This window comes from Nocardia noduli (assembly GCF_019038455.1).
In the GTDB taxonomy this organism is placed as follows: domain Bacteria; phylum Actinomycetota; class Actinomycetes; order Mycobacteriales; family Mycobacteriaceae; genus Nocardia; species Nocardia noduli.
Window position 1 is genome coordinate 16,511 of the sequence record NZ_JAFMPL010000066.1, and the last position, 20,504, is coordinate 37,014.

Here is a 20,504-nt window from a genome sequence, read left to right on the forward strand (position 1 = left end):
CCCCTCCGCGCCGTGACCGGAGCGAAGGGGACCGCGTTTCGTCAGGCGATGGGTCCGCGCGCCGCTTCGTAGGCGGCGCCGACCCGGTAGAGGCGATCGTCGGCCAGGGCGGGCGCCATGATCTGGAATCCGACCGGCAGGCCGTCGTCGGCGCTGAGTCCCGAAGGCACCGACATGGCGGGGTGACCGGCCAGGTTGGTGGGCAGGGTGCACAGGTCCGAGAGGTACATGGCCAGCGGATCGTCGACCTTCTCGCCCAGTTTCCACGGGGTGAACGGACTCGTCGGCGAGACGAGCACATCGACCTGTTCGTAGGCCCTGTCGAAATCGCGGGTGATCAGCGTGCGCACCTTGAGCGCCTGGCCGTAGTACTCGTCGTAATAGCCCGCCGACAGCGCGTAGGTGCCGATCATGATGCGGCGCTTGACTTCCGGGCCGAATCCGGCGGCGCGGGTGGCCGCCATCACCTGTTCGGCGCTGTGCTTGCCGTCGTCGTCGACGCGCAGGCCGTAGCGCATGGCGTCGAAACGAGCCAGGTTCGACGACACCTCGCTCGGCATGACCAGGTAGTACGCCGAGAGGGCGTATTCGAAATTCGGGCAGGAGACCTCGATGACCTCCGCGCCCAGTTCCTTCAGCACCGCGACCGCCGCGTCGAAGGAGCCGATCACACCCGATTGGTAACTGTCGGAATGCAATTCCTTGACGACGCCGACCTTCACGCCGCGCAGGTCACCCGCCGCACCCGCGCGCGCGGCCGCGACCACCGGCGGCACCGGCACATCGCGGGAGGTGGAGTCGCGCGGGTCGTACCCCGCGATCACCTCGTGCAGCAGCGCGGTGTCGAGCACGGTGCGTCCGCAGGGGCCGCCCTGGTCCAGCGAGGACGCGCAGGCCACGAGGCCGTAGCGCGAGACCGTGCCGTAGGTCGGTTTGGTGCCCACCGTCGCGGTCACCGCGGCGGGTTGGCGGATGGAACCGCCGGTGTCGGTGCCGATGGCCAGCGGCGCCTGGTTCGACGCCAGGGCGGCCGCCGAACCGCCGCCGGAACCGCCGGGGATGCGCGTGGTGTCCCACGGGTTCTTGGTCGGGCCGTAGGCCGAGTTCTCGGTGGAGGAGCCCATGGCGAACTCGTCCATATTGGTCTTGCCGAGAATCGGGATGCCCGCGGCGCGCAACCTGGTGGTCAGGGTCGCGTCGTAGGGCGAGACCCAGCCCTCCAGAATCTTGGAGGCGCAGGTGGTCGGCGCGTCGGTGGTGGTGAAGACGTCCTTGAGCGCCAACGGAACTCCGGCCAGCGGCGAAGCCGGGGCCTTGCCCTCGGCCAGCGCGGCGTCGACTTCGGCCGCCGCGGTCAGTGCCTGCTCGCCCGAGACGTGCAGGAAGGCGTGGATGGCGCCGTCCGCCTCGGCGATGCGGTCCAGATACGCCTGGGTGACCTCGACCGAGGTGATCTCGCGCGCGTGGATCCGCGCGGCGAGTTCGGCCGCCGTCGAGGTGATCACGCCGCTGCCGCCCGGTGCCGCGCTCATTCGCCCTCTGCTCATTCGCCCTCTCCAAGAATCTGCGGAACCATGAACCGCTGCTCCTCCTGCGCCGGAGCGCCCGAGAGCGCCTGTTCCGGGGTCAGGCATGGAACCACCTCGTCGCGGCGGGTGATGTTGGTGGCCGGATTCGGCGAGGAAGTGGGCGGGACATCCGCGGCGGCGACCTCGGAGATGGTCCGGACGTGACTCAGAATCGAATCCAGCTGACCGGCGAACTGATCCAGTTCGGTATCGGACAGCGCGAGCCGGGACAGCCGGGCGAGGTGTGCGACCTCGTCGCGGGAGATGGCGGGCACCGCGGGACCCCTTTCGGCATCGTCGAGCATGGAGAATCGGCCTGGAGAATTCGGCCATCGAACAGCCTAGCGGGCGCTGCGCGTCCCCCTGCGTTCGCGCCCGCCGTGCGGCGACACACCCTTTCAACTAGAGTGACACGCCGAGGGCGCGCGATTTTTCTGCGTGGCGTACCTCACTGGCCGTACTTCGGGTCGATAACCGAAGCCCGGGGGTGTAAAGATTGCCAGACCGGGTATCCAGCGACCACGCTCGGCCGGCAAGAGGAAAGGAACGCGCGTGTCATATCTGCTCCGCGTGCAACTTCCGGATCGCCCGGGAAGCCTCGGCGCACTCGCACTCGCACTCGGTTCCGTCGGCGCGGATATCCTCTCGCTGGACGTCGTCGAACGCGGTGCGGGTTTCGCCGTCGACGATCTCGTCGTCGAGGTGCCACCCAACGCCCTCCCGGACACCCTGATCACCGCCGCCGAATCCATCGGCGACGTCCACGTGGATTCCATCCGCCCGTATTCCGGTGTGCTCGACACCCATCGCGAACTCGAATTGATCGACCAGGTGGCCAGCGCCCGCGACGATCGGATGCAGGTGCTGGTCGACGGCGTTCCCCGGGTGCTCCGGGTCGGCTGGAGCACGATCATCGATATGGGCCCGCAGGGCGCGTACCGGGTGGTCGGCAGTCAGAGCGCGCCGGAGACCCAGGCGGGTTCGGCGCCGTGGATGCCGCTGGACAAGCCCGCGGTGCTCGATCCCGAATCCGAATGGGTTCCGCAGATCTGGCGCGATATGGACACCAAACTCGCCGCCGCGCCGCTCGGCACCAGCGGGAAGGTGCTGATGCTCGGCAGGCCGGGCGGACCGGATTTCCGGCCCTCGGAGGTCGCGCGGCTCGGCTATCTCGCCGGAATAGTGGCCACGGTACTGGGCTGAACGCCTCGAATCCCTTACGCGGCGGGCAGTTCCAGCCGCAGCACGGTGAGATCCTCGCCGGTGTCGGTCGTCCGGTCCCGCTCGGGGACCGGGACGAACCCGTAGCGGTCGTAGATGCGCCTGGCTTCGGCCATGGCGGGCATCGTGGTGAGGACGACCGCGTGGAACCCCTCGGCCGCCGCCGTCTCGATCACGGTGCGCACCAACGCGGTTCCCGCCCCGAGCCCGCGTGCCGCCTTCGAGACGGCGAGCATGCGGAACTCGAGTTCACCCGCACGCGCGATCTCCGCGTAGTCGGTGCCGGGCCGAGCCACGGTCAGCGATCCGACGACGCGCCCCGCGTGGACGGCGACGAGGATCTGCGCCGCCGCGCCCCGATGCCGGGCATCGGCCAGTTGCGCCGCGTACGGGGTGTCCGCGCGGACGTAACCCTCGCCCACGTAGACCTCGACCGTCAGCTCTCCGACCGCGTCGTATTCGGCGACGCTCGCCGTCCGGACAGCGACGTCGGCGTCGTTCTCACCCATAACCGCATCCTGCCACCACGCGCCGGACCGTCCCGTACCCGCACCCGGCGGAGGCCCTCACCCGAGAGAACAGTCGGGTTGCCTACCGCGCGATCTGCCAGCGGTCCGGTTTACCCGCCGGGTAGACCACCGGAATCTCCTCGCCGATAGCGGGCCAGCTGTTCACGTCCCAGACGAACCGCCCGTAGACGACCTGGTCCGGCACCGACGGACCGGCGAGGTTGCCCGTGATCGTCACGAACTGCTCGCCCTCGGCGTCCGGGCGCGGACTCACCCCGGTGACGTGCAGCGAACCACGCTCCGGCGTCGCCGGGTACTTCGGCCCGCCCCTGCCGCGCCGATACAGCACGATCATCGCCACCAGCAGCGTGGCCATGATCACCAACATCGCGATCTCCACCATGCCGACCACTCTATGGGTCCGGCGCGCCGCCGCTACAGCGCGACGAGTTCGCTGACGCCCCGCTCGGTGCGCCGCACCTGCCACACGGCGCTGCGGGTGCCCTGCGATCGGCCGTTGCCGCGATCGATCAGCGCGCGATCGTCGGTGGTGAAAATCAATTGGGCGCCGAAGGAATTGGTCTCCGGACTCTGGAACAGCCGGATCAGGCGGTCGGTCTGTTCGGCGGGCAGGCGCGCGCCGATATCGTCCACGGCGAGGACGAGACCTTCGTCGAGCGCGTCCAGCATCGGAGGCAGCAGTCGCAGCAGCGAGACGGTGGCGGCGGATTCGTCGGTGATCTCGAAAGGCGCGTCGACGCCCGCGTGCACCAGGTGCAGCCCGACCCCTCGCCGGGCCACCATGCGCGCGTAGAGGGCCTCGCGGGCGGCACGCAGATTGCCGAGTTCGCGTTGGAGCATGACCGCCGTGACGCCGTTGGTCTGCAACAGCGCGTCGGCGTGACCGGGCGAGGTCGCGCACAGTTCGACCTGTTTGGCGGTCTCCGCGATGTCACCGTCCAATTCGCGCAGGTAGTCGGCGTAGAGCGGGTCGTTGTCGGCGATCAGCACGTCGCTGATGCCGAGTCCGGCGGCGTGCAGCAGCGGCAACAGCCGCGCGGCGTTCTCCGGTGCGCGCGACAGATGCGAGCCGAGCCGATGGGCCACCTCGGCGGTTTCGCGCGCGCCGTGCTCGACCTGGAGTACCGCGGCGAACCACCGGTAGGCGGGTACCAGCGCCTCGGCGTACATCTGCCCGGCCAGACCGAGCAGCAGCGCGTTCGGACGCACCAGCGGGACCAGCGCGGCGATTCCGTAGCGCGCGGCCTCGAACATGGGGCCGATCTTGATCTGCTCGCCCGCGCGCTCGAAGACGATCCGTTTGCGCGAACGCGGTTGGGTGTGCAGCCATTCCGCGGTCACGCCTGCGTTGTCCAACTGGAAGCCGTAGGTGTACGGCACGCCCTCGGCCACGAATCCGGCGACGAATTCCGTCGGCCGATCCGGGAATCCGAGGTGCGGCGCGCGCACCGGTCCGGCGTAGGGATCCCATCCGGTCACCGAATGCAGTACCGCGTCACGCATCTGGGCGAGCGCGTCGATCACACTCGTCTTCCCCGCCGCGGCCCCGCCGTGGATCGCGGTCACCGGCACCGCGACGGGTCCGCTCCCCCGGTACAACCGCAGTTCCTGCCGTTCGGCCAGCGATCGGTGGTTGGTCACCTGAAAACTCCGCAGCATGACGCCATACTTCCGGTCGGGTGATCCGGTTCCGACATCACCCCGGTCACCCGGGAGCGTCGTCGCCCCGCAACTCCGACGTCGGACCGCGGTCACCCCGCTCGGCACGACTCTCCGAGCGCGGCGTCCGGCCCGCGGGCGCGGCGAGCACACGCACGGACAAGTGCCGGTAGGAGCGCTAGCATGCAGGACGCGGCGTGTACGTCGCGTGATCTGATGGTTCGAGCGGATGAGGGTTAGCGATGGAAATTTCGGTTCGTCGTCTGGTGGTCCGAGGCTCCATCGCGACCGCGCTGGGTATCGGGTCGATGGTCGTACTCGGCCCGAACGCCGTCGCCGACGCCCCGTGCCCCGACGGCACCGTCCGCGTCTTCCTCAGCAATTCCACCAATACATGCCAGGGCGCGGGCGCCGCGACCTACTCCGCGCCGTGGGCCACCAAGATCTGCACGACCAGCGGCACCGTCGCCGTCATCGACACCACGGGTAAGCGCCGCGTCAACCGCCAGCACATCGAACTGGATCCGGGCGGCCACTGCGCCCGCCTCGAACTCGACGGTCAGCAGAGCGCGACGGTCGTCGTCGGACCCGCCTGATTCGAAACGCTTTCGGCCGAAGTCGGCAATCGGGTCGATCTCGACTCGGTCGATGGACGCGACCAGGGTGATGGCCACTGGCAGGCCGGAGAAGCAGTGGAAAGCTCGGCCGCTACAAGCGAACTCGCCCTGCTGGTTTGCTCATCGGTGTCCGGATCTCCCTGTCAGCAGCATCGCCCGACCCCCTCAGCGAGCAGCCGTGGCCATGCCTGCGATGTGAACCGTCTACTCGACTGGTGACTACCCGGATGCCTGCACAGTGCCGCTGAGCCGTGTGCGGCGACATGGCCGAGCCCGATCAGACCGCGCGCATCAGCACCGCGCTGGCGATGACGCCGGATCGGACCCGCACTGCCGACCGAATTCGGCGACCAGGAGAAGTAACCCGGAACCCGGACAGTGCCGTTGAGCCTGCGCGGCCACCTCGCCGGGCCGGATCAGACCGGGCGCATAAGCAGTGCGCTGTCGCCGAATTCGTGCCACAGGTAGCCGGTTTCCAGGGCGGCGGCGTAGGACTCGCCGACGATCTCCGGACCGGCGACCGCGACCAGGAGGTCCAGGTGTGACGCGCCGGGGGCGTGCCAGCCGGTGATCAGGCCGTCGACCACGCGGGCCGGGCGGTCGGCGCCGAGTACCAGATCGGTCCAGCCGGACCGGGCGTGCGTGGATCCTTGCCGGTCGGTCGCCGATTCGAGAGCCCGGGTGACGGTGGTGCCGACCGCGACGACGCGACCACCCGCCGCCTTCGTCGCGTCGACCTGACGTGCGGTGGCGGCGGGGACGACGAATCGTTCCGGGCTCGGCGGCTCGCCGGTCTCCGGGGAGGAGACACCCGTGTGCAGCGTCACGGGCGCGACCGCGATTCCGGAGGTGAGCAGATCGAGCACCAACCGGTCGGTGAACGGCCTTGCGGCACTCGGCATTTCCGCACTGCCGGGCAGGCGACCGAAAACCGTTGTGTAGTAATCGGCCGACCAGCGTTGCGGCACATACGAATAGGTGATCGGGCGGCCGTGCGAGGCCATCGACATCCGCGGGTCGACGGTGGTCCGAGCCACCCACAGCCTGCGCGCGGGCGGCAGCCACGGTCGCACCAGCACGACCGACGACCCGTCCGCCAGCAGCAGTTCGGTCCCGGCGTCGAGGCCGTCGAGAAAGGGCGTGCGTTCGGCGGAACGGATTTCGACGACCCACCCGCCGTCGTCGAGCCAGGTCGAGAAGTGCACCGTCACCGGCAGCTCACCGAGCCTGGCGTCGACCGCCGCCGTCATGACGGCGGAGTTGTTGACCACCACGAGATCACCCGCGCGCAGGTGCCCGGGCAATTCCCGGAACCGCGCGTGCACGATGCCGTCCTGCGCCACCAGCAGGCGCACCTCGTCGCGCGCCAGACCGCGCGCTTCGGGCGGCGCGGTCGCGTGACGTTGCGGCGGTAGCGAGAAGGACCGGTCGACGACCGCGACCCCGGTGCTCATCGCACCGCGCCCAGGTCGGCGAAATCGCTTGCGGCGTAGCGAGCGTTCGGTGGACGCCGTGCGATGAGCCGCAGCAGTGCGGGGACGACCGTCTCGGGTTCGGGGCGATCGGAGATGTCCTCGTCGGGGAACGCGGCCTGGTGCATGGCGGTGCGCATATCGCCGGGATCGAAGGCGTAGATCGCGATCTCCGGATGTTCGGCGCCGAGCACGGCGGTGAGTTGGTCGAGCGCGGCCTTCGACGAGCCGTACCCGCCCCACGTCGGATACGGCTCGCGTCCCGCGTCCGAGCTGATGTTCACCACCACCCCGGCATCGCCCAGCAGCGGCAGAGCGAATTGCAGGACCGCCAGCGGGGCAACGACATTGGTGCGGTACAGCCGCTCCAGCTCGTCGAGCGGATAGTTCACGAGCGGGGGCAGCGGGCTGGGGCCGAGACTGCTCGCGTTGTTGACGAGCAGATCCAGCGGCCCGGCCGCGCGCACCGTCGCGGCGAGGTCGGCGCGGTGCCGCGGGTCGGCGATGTCACCGGGAACGGCCAGGAACGCCGGGCCCAGTTCGCTGCGCGCCGATTCCAGCCGGTCGGCGTGGCGCCCGGTGCCGATCACCCGTCCGCCGCGCGCGACCAGAGCGCGAGCGAGGGCGAGACCGAATCCGGCGGAGGCGCCGGTGATCAACGCGGTGTGTTCGTACGTCATTGCGATCTCCTGAGGGTCGCCGGGGGGTGCGGCCGGACACCCTCGTCGATCGGATCGAGCGGCGGGTGCGACCGCCTACCACTCCGATCGTGTTACCTGAAGTGAGGTTCAGGTCAAGCGACGTTCGCCACCGGCGATATTCACGGCCGTGGATTCACGGCACGGCGTCGCCGTTCGCTCGGCGGGATTCTCAGCCAGGCCGCCGGACTGTCGGGCGTCGGCCTCCCGCTGCCATCAGGAACCGGCACGCCGAGACCTGGTCCGCGTCTCGGATGTCCGGGCGACGCCCCCCATCGGCCTATTCGTCAGGCGACTCGGGCAGCACAGCGGCCGGTCCCGCTTCGAGGAGCAGCCGGAATCCGTCCTCGTCGAGAATCGGGACGCCGAGTTCTTCCGCTTTGGCCGCCTTGGTACCCGGCGAATCCCCGATCACGACGAACGCCGTCTTCTTCGAAACCGACCCGGACGCTTTTCCGCCGCGGACCAGGATCGCCTCCTTGGCCCCGTCGCGGGTGAAACCCGTCAGCGAACCGGTGACCACGATCGACAGACCTTCGAGGTTGCGTTCGATCGATTCGTCGCGCTCGTCGCGCATCCGCACCCCGGCGGTGCGCCATTTGTCCACGATGGCACGATGCCAGTCCACGGTGAACCATTCCGCCGCGGCGGCGGCGATGGTCGGGCCGACGCCGTCCGCGCCGCCCAGCTCCTCGGCGGTGGCCGACTCGATCCGATCCATACTGCCGAATTCCGCGGCGAGCGCGCGGGCCGCGGTCGGGCCGACGTGGCGGATGGACAACGCGACGAGCACCCGCCACAGCGGGCGTTCCTTCACGGTGCGCAGATTGTCCAGCAGGCGTTTGCCGTTCGCCGACAGCGCGCCGTCCTTGTTGGAATACAGCGAGGTGGTGAGCAGCCGCGCCTCGTCGAGATCGAACAGATCGCCCTCATCGGTGATCGCGCCCGATTCGAGCAGATCTTCGGCGCCCTCGTATCCGAGCGCCTCGATATCGAACGCGCCCCGTCCCGCCATGTGATAGACGCGTTCGCGCAATTGCGCGCGACAGAACCGCTGATTGGGGCAGCGGATATCGGCGTCGCCCTCCTTCTCCGGGGCGAGTTCGGTGCCGCAGACCGGGCAGCGCTTCGGCATCTCGAATTCGTATTCGTCGCCGGTACGCGCGTCCGCCACCGGGCCGAGCACTTCGGGAATGACATCGCCCGCCTTGCGGATGGTGACGGTGTCGCCGATCAGCACACCCTTGCGCCTGACCTCCGAGGCGTTGTGCAGGGTCGCCATGGCGACCGTCGACCCCGCGATCGACACCGGCTCCATCACCGCGAACGGGGTGACGCGACCGGTGCGGCCCACGTTGACCTCGATATTCAGCAGTTTCGTCGTCGCCTCTTCCGGCGGGTACTTGTATGCGATGGCCCAGCGCGGCGCGCGGGAGGTCGAGCCGAGGCGGCGCTGCAACGAGATCTCGTCGATCTTGACGACCTGGCCGTCGATCTCGTGCTCGATGTCGTGGCGGTGTTCGCCCCAGTAGGCCACCCGCTCGATCACCGCGTCGATCCCCCGCACGCGGCGGGTGTGCTCGGACACGGGCAGGCTCCAGGCGGCCAATGCCCGGTAGGCCTCGTGCTGCGAGGTGGGCGCGTACCCCTCGATCCGACCGAAACCGTGACAGATCATCCGCAGATGACGTCGCGCGGTGATCGCCGGATCCTTCTGCCGTAGCGATCCTGCGGCGGTATTGCGCGGATTCGCGTACGGCGGTTTACCTTCCGCGACGATCTGCGCGTTGAGGGTCTCGAAATCCTCGAGCCGGAAGTAGACCTCGCCGCGCACCTCGAGCAGGGTGGGCACCGGGAATTCCTCGGTCGGCGTCAGCTCGCCGGGGATGTCGTCGATGGTGCGCGCGTTCAAGGTGACGTCCTCGCCGGTGCGGCCGTCACCCCGGGTCGCGCCGCGCACCAGTCTGCCGTTCTCGTAGACCAGGTTCAGCGCGACACCGTCGATCTTCACCTCGCACAGATAGTGCGGATGCGCTCCGGTCTCGGCCTCCACCCGGTTCGCCCAGGTGCGTAGCTCGTCGACGTCGAACACATTGTCCAGCGACAGCATGCGCTCGAGGTGGTCGACCGCGGTGAAATCGGTCGCGAATCCGCCGCCGACCAATTGCGTCGGCGAATCCGGGGTGAGCAGATCCGGGTGGCGCTCCTCCAGATCCTGGAGCTGCCGCAGCAATTCGTCGAACTCCCCGTCGGTGATGATCGGCGAGTCGCGCACGTAGTAGCGGAACTGATGTTCGCGCACCTCGTCCGCGAGTTCCTGCCACCGCACCCGCTGCTCTGCCGTCGCCGCAACCGCCGCGTTCTCGCTGTCACTCACACCGTGGATTCTATCGGAGCCCACCGACACATCCGGGAACATACTCGCACGTCATCGCCATATTCCCGCTGGGGGCGATACTCACGCGGCGGCGTCGGTCCGCCCGGAATCAGGCGTCGAAATCCAACGATTCGGGTTCTTCGCCGAAGGCCCGCGCGACCTCCGCCGCCAGGCCGATCGCCGTGCGCGCCCACGGCAGCGGCGCCGAACCCAGGCCGCACGCGGGACTCACGATGACCGAGTTCGCGAGTGCCGAACGGTGGAAACCGAGACGGTCGATCAGTCGCACCCCCGGTTCGGCGATCTCACGCCAGGTGACCGGGGCCGACGGCGCGGTGGTCGGGACCAGACCGAGGGCGATGAACTTCCCCGCGTCGACGATCTCGCCGATCGCGTCGAGATTCTTCGTCCCGATGGTCGCGAGGTCGAAACCGACCGCGGCTGCCGCGCTACGGCGCAGGAAATCCAGCGGCGGCGGTTCGGTGCAACTGTGCACGAGCACGGGCGCGGATTGGGCGGTGATGACCGCGTCGAGGACGGCGAGCGCTTCGGGATCGGGCATCGCGCGCACCGTGTCCAGGACACTCACCCCGCGCAACGAACCGTTCAACACGTCATCGATCGACGGCTCGTCCAACTGCACGACCACCTCGGCGCCCAGTCGTTTGCGGATTTCGGCCACGTGCCGGTCGAGACCTTCGGCCAGCGACTCCGAGACATCGCGGACCGCGCCGCGATCGGTCAGAATCCGATGCCCACCCGGTAGTTCCACCTGCGCCGCGAGCGTCAGCGGCCCGCAGACCTGGACCTTCACCACCCGACCCGTGCCGGTGGAACCGGATACCTCCCAGGCTTCCTCCAGTGCGTCCAGATCGGCGCGCAGCAGATCCCGTGCCCGGCGCGACAGCGACCCCGGACGTGGTGAGAGCCGGTAACCCCTGGTGGTGGTGTCGAAGCGCAGGTCGATCAGCAGCGCGGACATGCGTCCGACCATGTCGGCTCCGGGTCCGCGCGCGGGAAGTTCGACCAGATGGGTCAGGTCGGGAAGTTCACCGAGGATCGTGGTCGCGGCCTCGCGCGGATCGACACCGGGCCACGAGCCGACGCCCGTCGCCGTGCCGCCGCGCAGCAACGCCGTCGATTCGACTGCCGCTTCGCCGGTCCGGATTTCGCTCACCACGTGATACCCCTGTCGGTTCGTCGCCGATACCCGGCCGGGCGACCATATCCGGTCAGCCCCGTCGTGATCGCCCCGCCCGGCTCGTATCTCACGAGGGCGACGTGGCCGAGCGAATCGGCGGGACCGCCGCCCGACACCGCGCGCCCCGTCCGGTGGGTCCGCGGAGCCGATGACGCCATCGACTCCGAGTCATCGCGAATGCTATTCGCCGACACCCACGCCGACATCGGCACCGACCGCGCTGTCGGCACCCGCCGTATCGCTGATGGTTCCGCTGCCGATGACCTCGTCGCCCGCCTCGTCCGGCCGGTACAGCACCACGGCCTGACCGCGTGCGACACCGGTCAACGGCTCACTCAACCGCACGACGAGCCCGTCACCGACGGCTTCGGCCACCGCGGGCGCGATACCGCCGTGCGCGCGTACCTGCGCGACGCATTCGATCGGACCGCTCGGGGCGACACCGCTGGTCCAGATCGCTCGCTGCGCGCTGACGGTCCACACGTGCAGATCCTCCGCCGAGCCGACCCGCACCGTGCCCGATTCCGGGTCGATCGCGGTGACATAGCGCGGCTTGCCGTCGGCGGCGGGACCGGGCAGACCGAGCCCCTTGCGCTGGCCGACGGTGAAACCGTGCACACCCTCGTGCTCGCCGAGCACCCGGCCGTCGGCGTCGACGACCGCGCCCGGCCTGATGCCGATCTTCGCGCCGAGGAACGCGCGCGTGTCACCGGAGGGGATGAAGCAGATGTCGTGACTGTCGGGCTTGTTCGCCACCGCGAGCCCGCGTTCGGCGGCCTCCGCGCGGATCTGCGGCTTCGGGGTGTCGCCGACCGGGAACATCGCGCGCGAGAGTTGCCCGGCGTTCAGCACCGCCAGCACGTAGGACTGGTCCTTGTCGGCGTCGACGGCGCGGCGCAGCACGCCGTCCTCGAGCCTGGCGTAGTGCCCGGTCACGACCGCGTCGAAGCCGAGCGCGACGGCCCGATCCGACAGCGCGGAGAATTTGATCTTCTCGTTGCACCGCAGGCAGGGGTTGGGCGTCTCACCGGCGGCGTAGGAGGCGACGAAATCGTCGATCACGTCCTCCTTGAACCGGTCGGCGAAATCCCAGACGTAGAAGGGAATTCCGAGGACGTCGGCGGCGCGCCTGGCGTCGCCCGCGTCCTCCTTGGAGCAGCAACCGCGCGAACCGGTGCGCAATGTGCCCGGAGACGCCGACAGCGCGAGATGGACGCCGACCACGTCATGTCCGGCATCGACGGCGCGCGCCGCCGCCACGGCGGAATCCACACCACCGCTCATCGCCGCGAGTACTCGCATCACACACCACCTTTCGCTCCGGCAAGGCCCGCGGCCCTGGCCCGTTCCACCACGTTCGGGAGGACAGTCAGCAGGGCATCGACGTCGGCGCGGGTCGACGTGTGCCCGAGAGAGAAGCGCAGCGAACCCCGCGCCTGCCACGGCTCGACACCCATGGCGATGAGGACATGACTCGGCGAGGCCACCCCCGCGTTGCAGGCCGAGCCGGTCGAACATTCGATACCCGCCGCGTCGAGCAACATCAGCAGCGAATCGCCCTCGCATCCGGCGAAGGTGAAATGCGCGTTGCCCGGCAGCCGCCGCGCGCCGACGGGTCCGTTGAGTATCGCGTCGGGAATCGCCTCGATGACGCGCGCGATCAACTCGTCCCGCAGCGCGCTCGATTCACCACCGAATACCGGCAATTCGACAACGGTCTGATGCAACGCCGCCGCGAGCCCGACCGCGCCCGCCGTATCGGAGGTACCCGAACGCAGATCACGCTCGTGCCCGCCGCCGTGCAGCAGCGGCACACACGGCACCTGCCTGCCAAGCAGCAAGACCCCGACCCCGTGCGGGCCACCGAGTTTGTGCGCGGCGAAACTGGCCGCGGACAACCCGCTCGCGCCGAAATCGATCGGCAGTTGCGCCGCCGCCTGGATCGCGTCACTGTGCATCGGCACATCGAATTCCCGTGCGACCGCGGCCAACTCCGCGATCGGCTGGATCGTGCCGACCTCGTTGTTGGCCCACATGACGCTGACCAGCGCCACCTCGTCGGGATGGTCGGCCAGCACCGCCCGCAGGGTGCGCGGCGACACCGTACCGTCGGCGTCCACCGGCAGCCAGCTCACCTGCGCGCCCTCGTGCTTTTCCAGCCACTCGACCGCGTCGATCACCGCGTGGTGTTCCACCGAACTCGCGACGATCCGCACCCGGCGCGGATCGGCGTCACGCCGCGCCCAGAAAATCCCCTTGATCGCCAGATTGTCACTCTCGGTCCCACCGGAGGTGAAGATGACCTCCGAGGGCCGCGCGCCCAGATCCGCCGCGATCGACTCACGCGCCTCTTCCAACGACCGCCGCGCCGCCCGCCCCGACCCGTGCAGCGACGACGCGTTACCCGGCCGTGCGAAGACAGCCGTCATCGCCTCGATGGCGGCAGGAAACATCGGTGTGGTGGCCGCATGATCGAGGTAGACCGTCTTGGGCGCACCACCGGTGACCTGACCCGAAAAAGCCGACTTCATGACCAGTAAAGTCTAGCCGCCGCCCGCCGCCGAATATTCCCGCCCGTCGCGCCAGCCCTGACGTGCGGATTTCTTCCATATGGGCGGCCTCAGGCGTAGGTGTAGTCCTCGAGGGGGAAGTTCCGGCTGGTCCACCAGGCCTGCAGGCCCGTGGTGGGCCGCAGGGAGCTGAAGTCGCCGTGGTGGTCGAAGTAGTAGCTGTTGGAGGCGCCACAGTCGCTGATGGCCAATAGTGAGTTGTCGGCGCGAGCACGGACGAACTCCAGGAATCCGGCATTGGCTTCGGGGCGCACCGATACCCGGTCCGCACCGCGGCGTTCGGCTTCGCGCAGGACTCGGAGAATGTGGTTGGCCTGGGTTTCGACCATGAAATGGTAGGAGCCGCCGGACCAGGAGTAGGGGCCGAACAGGGAGAAGGCGTTGGGGAGTTGGGGCAGGCTGACGCCTTCGTAGGATTGCAGGGGTTCGGATTCGAAGAAGTCGGCGAGGTCGAATCCGTCGCTGGTCCCCACCGGCGACAGTCGGTAGTTGATCGGTTCGTGGGCGAAGTGGAATCCGGTGGCCAGGACCAGCACGTCGATCGGGTGTTCGGCGCCGTCGGTGGTGCGCACCCCCGAAGCGGTGACGCGCTCGATGGGCTCGGTGACCAGGCTGACGTTGTCGCGGGCGAAGGTGCGATACCAGTCGTTGGACACACTCGGGCGTTTGCAGCCGAAATCGTATTCGGGGGTGAGCTTTTCGCGCAGCTCTGGTTCGCGGACCTGGGCGAACAGCAGTGCGCGGCTGGCAGCGGAGAGTCCACGTGTCAGCGGTGTCACCGATTTGCCGTAAGCGGCCACGGCAACGAGTAGTACTTCGACCTGCGCGGTGAAGGCCAGCCGCAGCGCGTTCTGCGCGCCGGGAACGGTGCCGATCGCCTTCTGGATCGGCCGTGGCACCGACACGTCGAGCTTGGGAAGCACGTAGATCGGGCGGCGCTGGAACACGGTCAGGTGCGCGGCGGTCTCGGCGACTTCGGGGACCAGTTGCACGGCGCTGGCTCCGGTGCCGATGACCGCGACCCGGGTGCCCGTCAGGTCGCGGTCGTGGTCCCAGTGCTGGGACCGCATGACGGTGCCGGTGAAGTCGGCCAGGCCCGGGATGGCCGGGGTGCGGGCGTTGACGAAGGGACCCAGCGCGCTGATGACATAGCGGCTGGTGAACTCGCCGCGGTTGGTGCGCACGTGCCAGATCCGATCATCCTCCGACCACTGCCGCTCGCGCACCTCGGTGTCGAATTCGATGTGGCGGGCGATGTCGTACTTCTCGACGCAGTGGTCGAGGTAGGACTTGATCTCCTCGCCCTTGGGGAACAGGCGCGACCAGTGGGGGTTCTTCTCGAAGGAGAACTGGTAGCTGAAGGAGGGGACGTCGGCGCCGACGCCGGGGTAGACGTTGTCGCGCCAGACGCCGCCGACGTCGTCACCGCGCTCCGAGATCGTGAAGTCGTCGATACCGTTGCGGCGCAGGATGATCGCCATTCCGATGCCCGCGATGCCGGCGCCGACGATCACGATGTGCCGGTCCGGGACGACACCGGGGACATGGACGGGTGTCGCGGGGTGTTCGACGGTCATCGGCGAGGGCCCTTTCGGTACAGCCAGAGGAAGAAACATGCGTTTCAACATGAAACGCATGTTTCAACTCAATGTCGCCCCTGTCACGGCCCGCGCTCTCATTCGCGGTGACGCACCGCCTCGAGCAGCGCGAACACCGACGCGACCGCGACCTCGGCGAGCCGGTCGCGACCGACGCCGAGCCGCCCGTCGACCCATTCGAGATACAGCGAGATCAGACTTCCGCTCAGCGCGGCAGCGGCCATCGCCAGATCCTCGTCCTCGGTGGGCATGATCGCGCCCGCTTCGGCGCCCAGAATCGGGATCAGCATGCGAAGGAAGGCCGGCGCGCGGTCGGCACTGTGGCGTCGCAGCGTTTCGTCACCGAGCGGTTCGCGCAGCAGGATGCGCGCCCTGGCCGGATCCTCCTCGAAGTACTGCGCGCAGATCTCGAAGATCTCGCGGATCGCCGCGCGCAGCCCGTCCTCGACGCGAACTCCGCTCATGCGCTCGAACAGGCGGGTCTCGACCCGGTCGTAGACGGCGATGACGAGATCTTCTCGGCTGCCGAAGGTTTCGTAGAAGTAGCGCGGACTGAGGCCGGACTGCCGGATCACCGCACGGGTGGTCAACCCCGCGGCTCCGCCGACGCCGAGCAACTCCTCGCCGACATCCAGCAACTGCTCACGACGGTCCAGTGAGCGGTCTTTCAGGGTTTGTCCGCGCCACAGCTTCGGAGAGCTCATGAGGCGATCCTCCCACCGCGTCGGACATCCGCAGCCGGCCCTCCACTATTGACAACGACCGTTTCAACATGAAACGCTCGTTTCACCTTGCTGCTTCGGAAGGCGACTGCTATGACCTCCACACCCCGAACCCGTCACCATTTCGGCGTGGGTACCCGCCGCGGCCCCAGCCTGCGGTCGCGGCTGGCCACCGCGGCGGTGCGGGAACTGGTGCGACCGGTATTGCGGCATCTGCCGATCTCGACGCCGGTGCTGCGTGCAGGCGCGCTGGTCGAATCGGGCGCCCGACTACTACCGCTGCGCACCGCGGTCAGCATCGAAGCGGTGGCGGCTCGGACGGTGCGGTGCGAGGTCGTGCGTGCCGCCGGAGTCGCCCCAGGGTTCGACGGTGGCGCGGTGCTCTACTTCCACGGTGGGGGTTTCGTCGCCGGAGGATTACAGACCCATCGCCGGTTCGCCGCCGAACTGTCTGCAGCCACCGGTATGCCCGTGATGCAGGTGCGCTACCGGTATCTGCCCGAGGCTACGGTCCCGGAGTCGGTGCGCGATTGCCTCGCCGCCTACGGGTGGCTGCTCGATCGCGGTGTCCCCGAGGGGTCGGTGGTGTTCGCCGGTGACTCGGCAGGCGGCTTCCTGGCGGTGAGCGCCGCGTTGGGCGTGGCGAAGGCGCGATTGCCCGCGCCGGGAGCCGTGGTCGCGGTGAGCCCGTGGCTCGACCTCGACCTGACCGCCAAACTCGCCCACCGCAACGCCGCCACCGAGGCGTATCTCCCCGTGGCCGCTTTCACACGCATCGCCGAATGGGGTTGCACTCGAGAGGGTCGGATCGATGCGGCGATGTCTCCGGTCAACGGCGATCTGTCCGGGTTGCCGCCGACCATGCTGGTCGCCTGTGACGACGAGTTCCTGCGAGTCGACTCCGAAGTCATGGCGACCCTGCTCACCGCGGCGGATGTGCCGTGCGAACTGCACATCTTCTACGGGCAGATCCATGCCTTCCCGGTGGTGTTCCCCTACCTGCCCGAGAGCCGACAGCTCACCGCGGAGATCGCCCGTTTCACGCGAACGCACATCGCCGCCGTCGCACCGTCGGCCGCGGCCTGAGCTCGTTTCGCCGTTCCCTCTCGAAAGGAAATTCGATGACCGATACCGATACCGCGGGCCACCCGGGTCCCTCCCCGACAGGGCAGGCACCGAGCTCCCTGGTCGCCGAGCTGCGCGAACTGGCCACCTCGGCTCCCGCGCACGCCGCCGCGTCCTGCTGGGACCACCTGCGCCGGACCGGCTCCGCCGATGACCGCGACCTGCTGGCGGCCCTATTCGCCCAGGGCGCGCCGCCGCGGCTGAACGGCGACTACGAGGGACTGATCGTCGGCAAGCTGTTCGGAATCCCCGAAGCCGCTCTGCTCAATCCGGTGATCACGGTGCGGCCGGGCTGGGTCGGCAAGGGCTTCGATGCCGCCACCGAGACCGGATACAACCGGCTCGACCGGCTGGCCTATTCGGCGTTGCGGGTGGCGGTGCCGCGACACCGAGGCTGGCGGCGATCACCGGAAGGGGTGTACCACGGTTTCCGATTCCGGTATCGCGTCGAACCCTCGGTCCTGCCGCCCTTCCGACCGGTCGTCGCCGTCACCTACACCGATCCCGCGCTCGGCGCCCCGGCCGGCGGCCTGGTGCCGATGGACCGCATCCGCGACGAGATCGTCGAACTGGTGCCGGGAGTGTGTCTGGGCCGCGCGTCGATGGCGTCACGCGCCGGCGAGGTGAAGGCGATCGGCTACTTCGCGCTGCGCGCGGTGAACCGGTGATCCGGCTCGACGGCGCGGTCGCCTGCGTCACCGGCGGAGCCCGGGGTATCGGCCGTGCCACCGCCGGTGCGCTCGCCGCTCGCGGCGCACAGGTCTGGATCGGCGATATAGACCTGGCCGCCGCGCAGGAGACCGCCGCCGAGATCGGCGCACACGCCGCACATCTCGATGTCACCGCCCCCGGCAGTTTCGCCGAGTTCCTGATCGCCGCCGCCACGTCCGGACCGGTCGATATCCTGGTCAACAACGCCGGGATCATGCGCTTGGCGCCTTTCCTCGACCTCGACCTGGCAGGTCACCACCGCGAGATGGCCATCAATGTCGGCGGGGTGATCAACGGCATGAGCCTGGCACTGCCGGGAATGGTCGCGCGCGGACAGGGCCACATCGTCAACGTCGCCTCCATGGCCGCCAAGGTCACCACACCGGGCGCGGCGGTCTACTGCGCCTCGAAATTCGCCGTCGGCGCGCTCTCACGCGCGGTCCGCGCCGAACTCGCAGGCACCGGCGTCACCCTCACCACCGTCATGCCCGCCGCCGTGCACACCGAGCTCACCTCGGGGGTGAACCTGAAACTGCAACCCACCCTGCAACCCCGTGAAGTAGGCGAGGCCATCGCCGACACCGTCCGCCACCGACGCTCCGAAGTGACCATCCCCCGATGGCTCGCCCCCATGGGCACTGTCGAACAGGGCATCCCCGAGACGGCATTGCGGGCTGTGAAACGCCAATTCGTCGGCCGGGACCCCGGACAGTACGACCAACAGCAGCGCCGCTCCTACCTCGACCGCATCCAACGCTGACCGGCCGGTCCCGACAGTTCGATGCCGGTGCGACCGGCATCGTCGACTCTCGACCCTGAACACCACTCGAGACACGGGCCGGTCGGCCCATCCCGGTGCCGCCTATGGCGTGGAATGATCCGCGTAACAGGTGATATCGGTATCCGGCCTGGTTCCCACGCTGAAGTACGTGTTGATCGCGTCACTCACGCAGCTGCTCAGTTCGGGCCGGAATGTCATGTGGATGCGGACATCCTGCAATGTCACCATCCGTGACCCGGACATGTCCTGGTGCAATCGGACGCCGTGGGCATAAGGGGTTCGGGGATCTCCCGTCGCCTGCACGATGAGCGCGGGCACCGCGTTCCGGACGACGGTCGGCGGCTCGACCGGACGAAGCCAGAAGGCGCACGGCTGGATGTTGTTCGCCAGTGCGCCGAACACCGGCTGCGTGACGCGGGTCTCTTCGATATTGCGCCAGTACCAGGTCGGATCGATCGGCACCCCGGCATCGCCGCAGGCTATTTCCGCGAGTACCGAATTCTCCTCGTCGCGCAGCGCCGCCACGATGGCACCGAGACGGGGTGTTCGCGATGTGGTGGGCGGACCGCCCGCGGCATCGGCGATCTCCCGCACGGTGGCTGCGAGCGCTTCGTTGAGCCGGAAGTTCATCAGCAAACTGTGCAGGATGTACGGAAGCCAGTGATCGTCGATGGCGAATCCGTCGATGACGATCGGTTGGCGCGCGGCGAAACGAACGAGCTCCTCGATATTCGCGCGCACCTGCTGCGGGGTCGCACCGAGCCGGAACTCGTCATCCCGGCCGGAAACCCAGTCGGCCCAGTCGTCCAGGGCGATCTCGTCCGCCGGACCCCAGTCCTGGACCAAACCCTCCCAGTACCGGTCCGGGTCGATCGCGCTGTCGAGCACGACGCGGTCGGTGCGCTCGGGGAACATCTGTGTGAACACGGCACCGAGGTAGGTGCCGTAGGACACGCCGTAGAAGTTGACCGTTTCCTCCCCCAGGGCGGCTCGCACGATATCCATGTCACGCGCGGTGTTGCGGGTGGTGAACTGCCTCAGCCTGTTCGGATCGCGGATCAGGCAGCTCGCCGCCATCCCCGCTGACTGCACCGTGTCGTGCACGAATCCCAGTGGATCCAGCCCCGCCGACCGGATCATCTCCCCTACCGGCCACCCGCACCGCGGACTCCGACCGGATTCGCCGACCCCGCGCGGATCCATGCCGATCAGGTCGTAACTCGCCATGACCTCCGGCGAGAGCACATCACCGAGCAGGTCGATACTGTCCAACCCCACCGAACCGGGTCCGCCGGGATTGGACAGCAGAATTCCCCTTCGCCGCTCCGGATCTCCGGCCGGCACCCGCGAAATCGCCACGGTCATCGTGCGATCGGCGGGGTTGCCGTAGTCGAGCGGCACCAGCACATCCGCGCACTCGCCCCCGGCCTTGTCGATATTCTCGACGCCGCAGGGCTTCCACTCGAGCCGCTGGTGATAGAACCGGTCCAACCCGATCGGGTGCGCGTCGTCCACCGGGTCCGCCCGGCTGTACACGGGCACCGCCATCAGCAGGGACACCGCCACGACGGACATCGAACGCCAGAACAGGTTCACCGACAACGGACTTCGCCTCTCGACGTGAGGAATCGCGCAGGTTGGTGCGTCGTAGACC

The 20,504-nt window shown here is 68.6% G+C and carries 19 protein-coding genes; 5 read left to right on the forward strand and 14 right to left on the reverse strand.

All coding sequences use genetic code 11. The features are described from left to right. Window positions 1–41: 41 nt before the first annotated feature. Both gatA and gatC read right to left on the reverse strand, forming a co-directional pair. Window positions 42–1,532 (reverse strand): Asp-tRNA(Asn)/Glu-tRNA(Gln) amidotransferase subunit GatA, encoded by a 1,491-nt coding sequence (gene gatA, locus JZ792_RS27500; protein WP_216914841.1) that lies wholly within the window; start codon window positions 1,530–1,532, stop codon window positions 42–44. An 11-nt stretch (window positions 1,533–1,543) separates the two neighbouring features. Beyond that, the gene (gatC, locus tag JZ792_RS27505; protein ID WP_109528547.1) at window positions 1,544–1,843 is read right to left on the reverse strand and encodes an Asp-tRNA(Asn)/Glu-tRNA(Gln) amidotransferase subunit GatC; all 300 of its coding nucleotides are present in this window, start codon (window positions 1,841–1,843) and stop codon (window positions 1,544–1,546) included. A 277-nt stretch (window positions 1,844–2,120) separates the two neighbouring features. Between gatC and JZ792_RS27510 the strand changes: the two genes are divergently transcribed. After that, the gene (locus JZ792_RS27510; RefSeq protein ID WP_216914843.1) at window positions 2,121–2,771 is read left to right on the forward strand and encodes an ACT domain-containing protein; all 651 of its coding nucleotides are present in this window, start codon (window positions 2,121–2,123) and stop codon (window positions 2,769–2,771) included. 14 nt (window positions 2,772–2,785) lie between these two features. Here the strand turns inward: JZ792_RS27510 and JZ792_RS27515 are convergent, their stop codons facing one another. The 3 genes from JZ792_RS27515 to JZ792_RS27525 all read right to left on the reverse strand — a co-directional run bounded on the left by JZ792_RS27515 (window position 2,786) and on the right by JZ792_RS27525 (window position 4,960). Further along, a complete protein-coding gene (locus tag JZ792_RS27515; RefSeq protein WP_216914845.1) occupies window positions 2,786–3,298 on the reverse strand; it encodes a GNAT family N-acetyltransferase in 513 nt (170 codons plus the stop codon). Between the two features lie 82 nt (window positions 3,299–3,380). Further along, window positions 3,381–3,701: a hypothetical protein gene (locus JZ792_RS27520; RefSeq protein WP_216914847.1), complete on the reverse strand. Its 321-nt coding sequence runs from the start codon at window positions 3,699–3,701 to the stop codon at window positions 3,381–3,383. Between the two features lie 32 nt (window positions 3,702–3,733). Next, window positions 3,734–4,960 (reverse strand): AAA family ATPase, encoded by a 1,227-nt coding sequence (locus JZ792_RS27525; protein ID WP_308165484.1) that lies wholly within the window; start codon window positions 4,958–4,960, stop codon window positions 3,734–3,736. 260 nt (window positions 4,961–5,220) lie between these two features. On the opposite strand from JZ792_RS27525, the gene JZ792_RS27530 reads away from it, so the two are divergent. Next, complete coding sequence (locus tag JZ792_RS27530; RefSeq protein WP_109528118.1) at window positions 5,221–5,574, forward strand: hypothetical protein; 354 nt, start codon at window positions 5,221–5,223, stop codon at window positions 5,572–5,574. 437 nt (window positions 5,575–6,011) lie between these two features. Here the strand turns inward: JZ792_RS27530 and JZ792_RS27535 are convergent, their stop codons facing one another. The 8 genes from JZ792_RS27535 to JZ792_RS27570 all read right to left on the reverse strand — a co-directional run bounded on the left by JZ792_RS27535 (window position 6,012) and on the right by JZ792_RS27570 (window position 16,215). After that, the gene (locus JZ792_RS27535; RefSeq protein ID WP_216914851.1) at window positions 6,012–7,049 is read right to left on the reverse strand and encodes an S-adenosylmethionine:tRNA ribosyltransferase-isomerase; all 1,038 of its coding nucleotides are present in this window, start codon (window positions 7,047–7,049) and stop codon (window positions 6,012–6,014) included. Then, on the reverse strand, window positions 7,046–7,747 hold the full coding sequence (locus tag JZ792_RS27540; protein ID WP_216914853.1) for an SDR family NAD(P)-dependent oxidoreductase: 702 nt from the start codon (window positions 7,745–7,747) through the stop codon (window positions 7,046–7,048). The genes JZ792_RS27535 and JZ792_RS27540 overlap by 4 nt, the downstream gene beginning before the upstream one ends. A gap of 298 nt (window positions 7,748–8,045) precedes the next feature. Beyond that, entirely contained in the window at window positions 8,046–10,184 is a 2,139-nt protein-coding gene (ligA, locus tag JZ792_RS27545; protein ID WP_216914855.1) for an NAD-dependent DNA ligase LigA, read from the reverse strand. A gap of 67 nt (window positions 10,185–10,251) precedes the next feature. After that, window positions 10,252–11,319, reverse strand: a complete 1,068-nt coding sequence (locus JZ792_RS27550; RefSeq protein ID WP_438804390.1) for a methionine synthase — start codon at window positions 11,317–11,319, stop codon at window positions 10,252–10,254. 204 nt (window positions 11,320–11,523) lie between these two features. Beyond that, window positions 11,524–12,645, reverse strand: coding sequence for a tRNA 2-thiouridine(34) synthase MnmA (gene mnmA, locus JZ792_RS27555; RefSeq protein WP_216914857.1), 1,122 nt, complete (start codon window positions 12,643–12,645; stop codon window positions 11,524–11,526). Then, on the reverse strand, window positions 12,645–13,874 hold the full coding sequence (locus JZ792_RS27560) for a cysteine desulfurase family protein (protein ID WP_216914859.1): 1,230 nt from the start codon (window positions 13,872–13,874) through the stop codon (window positions 12,645–12,647). The genes mnmA and JZ792_RS27560 overlap by 1 nt, the downstream gene beginning before the upstream one ends. A gap of 89 nt (window positions 13,875–13,963) precedes the next feature. Beyond that, window positions 13,964–15,490, reverse strand: coding sequence for a flavin-containing monooxygenase (locus JZ792_RS27565; RefSeq protein WP_216914861.1), 1,527 nt, complete (start codon window positions 15,488–15,490; stop codon window positions 13,964–13,966). Window positions 15,491–15,588: 98 nt separating this feature from the next. Next, window positions 15,589–16,215 carry a TetR/AcrR family transcriptional regulator gene (locus JZ792_RS27570; RefSeq protein WP_216914863.1) on the reverse strand — a complete coding sequence of 209 codons (627 nt, stop codon included), beginning with the start codon at window positions 16,213–16,215 and terminating at the stop codon, window positions 15,589–15,591. Between the two features lie 111 nt (window positions 16,216–16,326). Between JZ792_RS27570 and JZ792_RS27575 the strand changes: the two genes are divergently transcribed. Genes JZ792_RS27575 through JZ792_RS27585 form a run of 3 tightly spaced genes read left to right on the forward strand, consistent with a single transcriptional unit; the run spans window position 16,327 to window position 18,829 of the window. Then, complete coding sequence (locus tag JZ792_RS27575) at window positions 16,327–17,319, forward strand: alpha/beta hydrolase (protein ID WP_216914865.1); 993 nt, start codon at window positions 16,327–16,329, stop codon at window positions 17,317–17,319. A gap of 35 nt (window positions 17,320–17,354) precedes the next feature. After that, window positions 17,355–18,026 carry a hypothetical protein gene (locus JZ792_RS27580; protein ID WP_216914867.1) on the forward strand — a complete coding sequence of 224 codons (672 nt, stop codon included), beginning with the start codon at window positions 17,355–17,357 and terminating at the stop codon, window positions 18,024–18,026. Then, window positions 18,023–18,829, forward strand: coding sequence for an SDR family oxidoreductase (locus JZ792_RS27585; RefSeq protein ID WP_216914869.1), 807 nt, complete (start codon window positions 18,023–18,025; stop codon window positions 18,827–18,829). The genes JZ792_RS27580 and JZ792_RS27585 overlap by 4 nt, the downstream gene beginning before the upstream one ends. Window positions 18,830–18,931: 102 nt before the next feature. Here JZ792_RS27585 and JZ792_RS27590 read toward each other — a convergent pair whose 3' ends face one another. Further along, window positions 18,932–20,446 carry an alpha/beta fold hydrolase gene (locus JZ792_RS27590; RefSeq protein ID WP_308165486.1) on the reverse strand — a complete coding sequence of 505 codons (1,515 nt, stop codon included), beginning with the start codon at window positions 20,444–20,446 and terminating at the stop codon, window positions 18,932–18,934. Window positions 20,447–20,504: the final 58 nt, after the last annotated feature.

Excerpts from the sequence above, each read along its gene's own strand:
- JZ792_RS27535 (WP_216914851.1), bottom strand. The coding sequence starts at position 7,049 with ATGAGCACCGGGGTCGCGGTCGTCGACCGGTCCTTCTCGCTACCGCCG.
- JZ792_RS27520 (WP_216914847.1), bottom strand. The coding sequence starts at position 3,701 with ATGGTGGAGATCGCGATGTTGGTGATCATGGCCACGCTGCTGGTGGCG.
- JZ792_RS27575 (WP_216914865.1), top strand. The coding sequence starts at position 16,327 with ATGACCTCCACACCCCGAACCCGTCACCATTTCGGCGTGGGTACCCGC.
- JZ792_RS27580 (WP_216914867.1), top strand. The coding sequence starts at position 17,355 with ATGACCGATACCGATACCGCGGGCCACCCGGGTCCCTCCCCGACAGGG.
- JZ792_RS27515 (WP_216914845.1), bottom strand. The coding sequence starts at position 3,298 with ATGGGTGAGAACGACGCCGACGTCGCTGTCCGGACGGCGAGCGTCGCC.
- JZ792_RS27560 (WP_216914859.1), bottom strand. The coding sequence starts at position 13,874 with ATGAAGTCGGCTTTTTCGGGTCAGGTCACCGGTGGTGCGCCCAAGACG.
- JZ792_RS27565 (WP_216914861.1), bottom strand. The coding sequence starts at position 15,490 with ATGACCGTCGAACACCCCGCGACACCCGTCCATGTCCCCGGTGTCGTC.
- gatA (WP_216914841.1), bottom strand. The coding sequence starts at position 1,532 with ATGAGCGCGGCACCGGGCGGCAGCGGCGTGATCACCTCGACGGCGGCC.
- JZ792_RS27530 (WP_109528118.1), top strand. The coding sequence starts at position 5,221 with ATGGAAATTTCGGTTCGTCGTCTGGTGGTCCGAGGCTCCATCGCGACC.
- mnmA (WP_216914857.1), bottom strand. The coding sequence starts at position 12,645 with ATGCGAGTACTCGCGGCGATGAGCGGTGGTGTGGATTCCGCCGTGGCG.
- JZ792_RS27570 (WP_216914863.1), bottom strand. The coding sequence starts at position 16,215 with ATGAGCTCTCCGAAGCTGTGGCGCGGACAAACCCTGAAAGACCGCTCA.
- JZ792_RS27540 (WP_216914853.1), bottom strand. The coding sequence starts at position 7,747 with ATGACGTACGAACACACCGCGTTGATCACCGGCGCCTCCGCCGGATTC.
- ligA (WP_216914855.1), bottom strand. The coding sequence starts at position 10,184 with ATGTTCCCGGATGTGTCGGTGGGCTCCGATAGAATCCACGGTGTGAGT.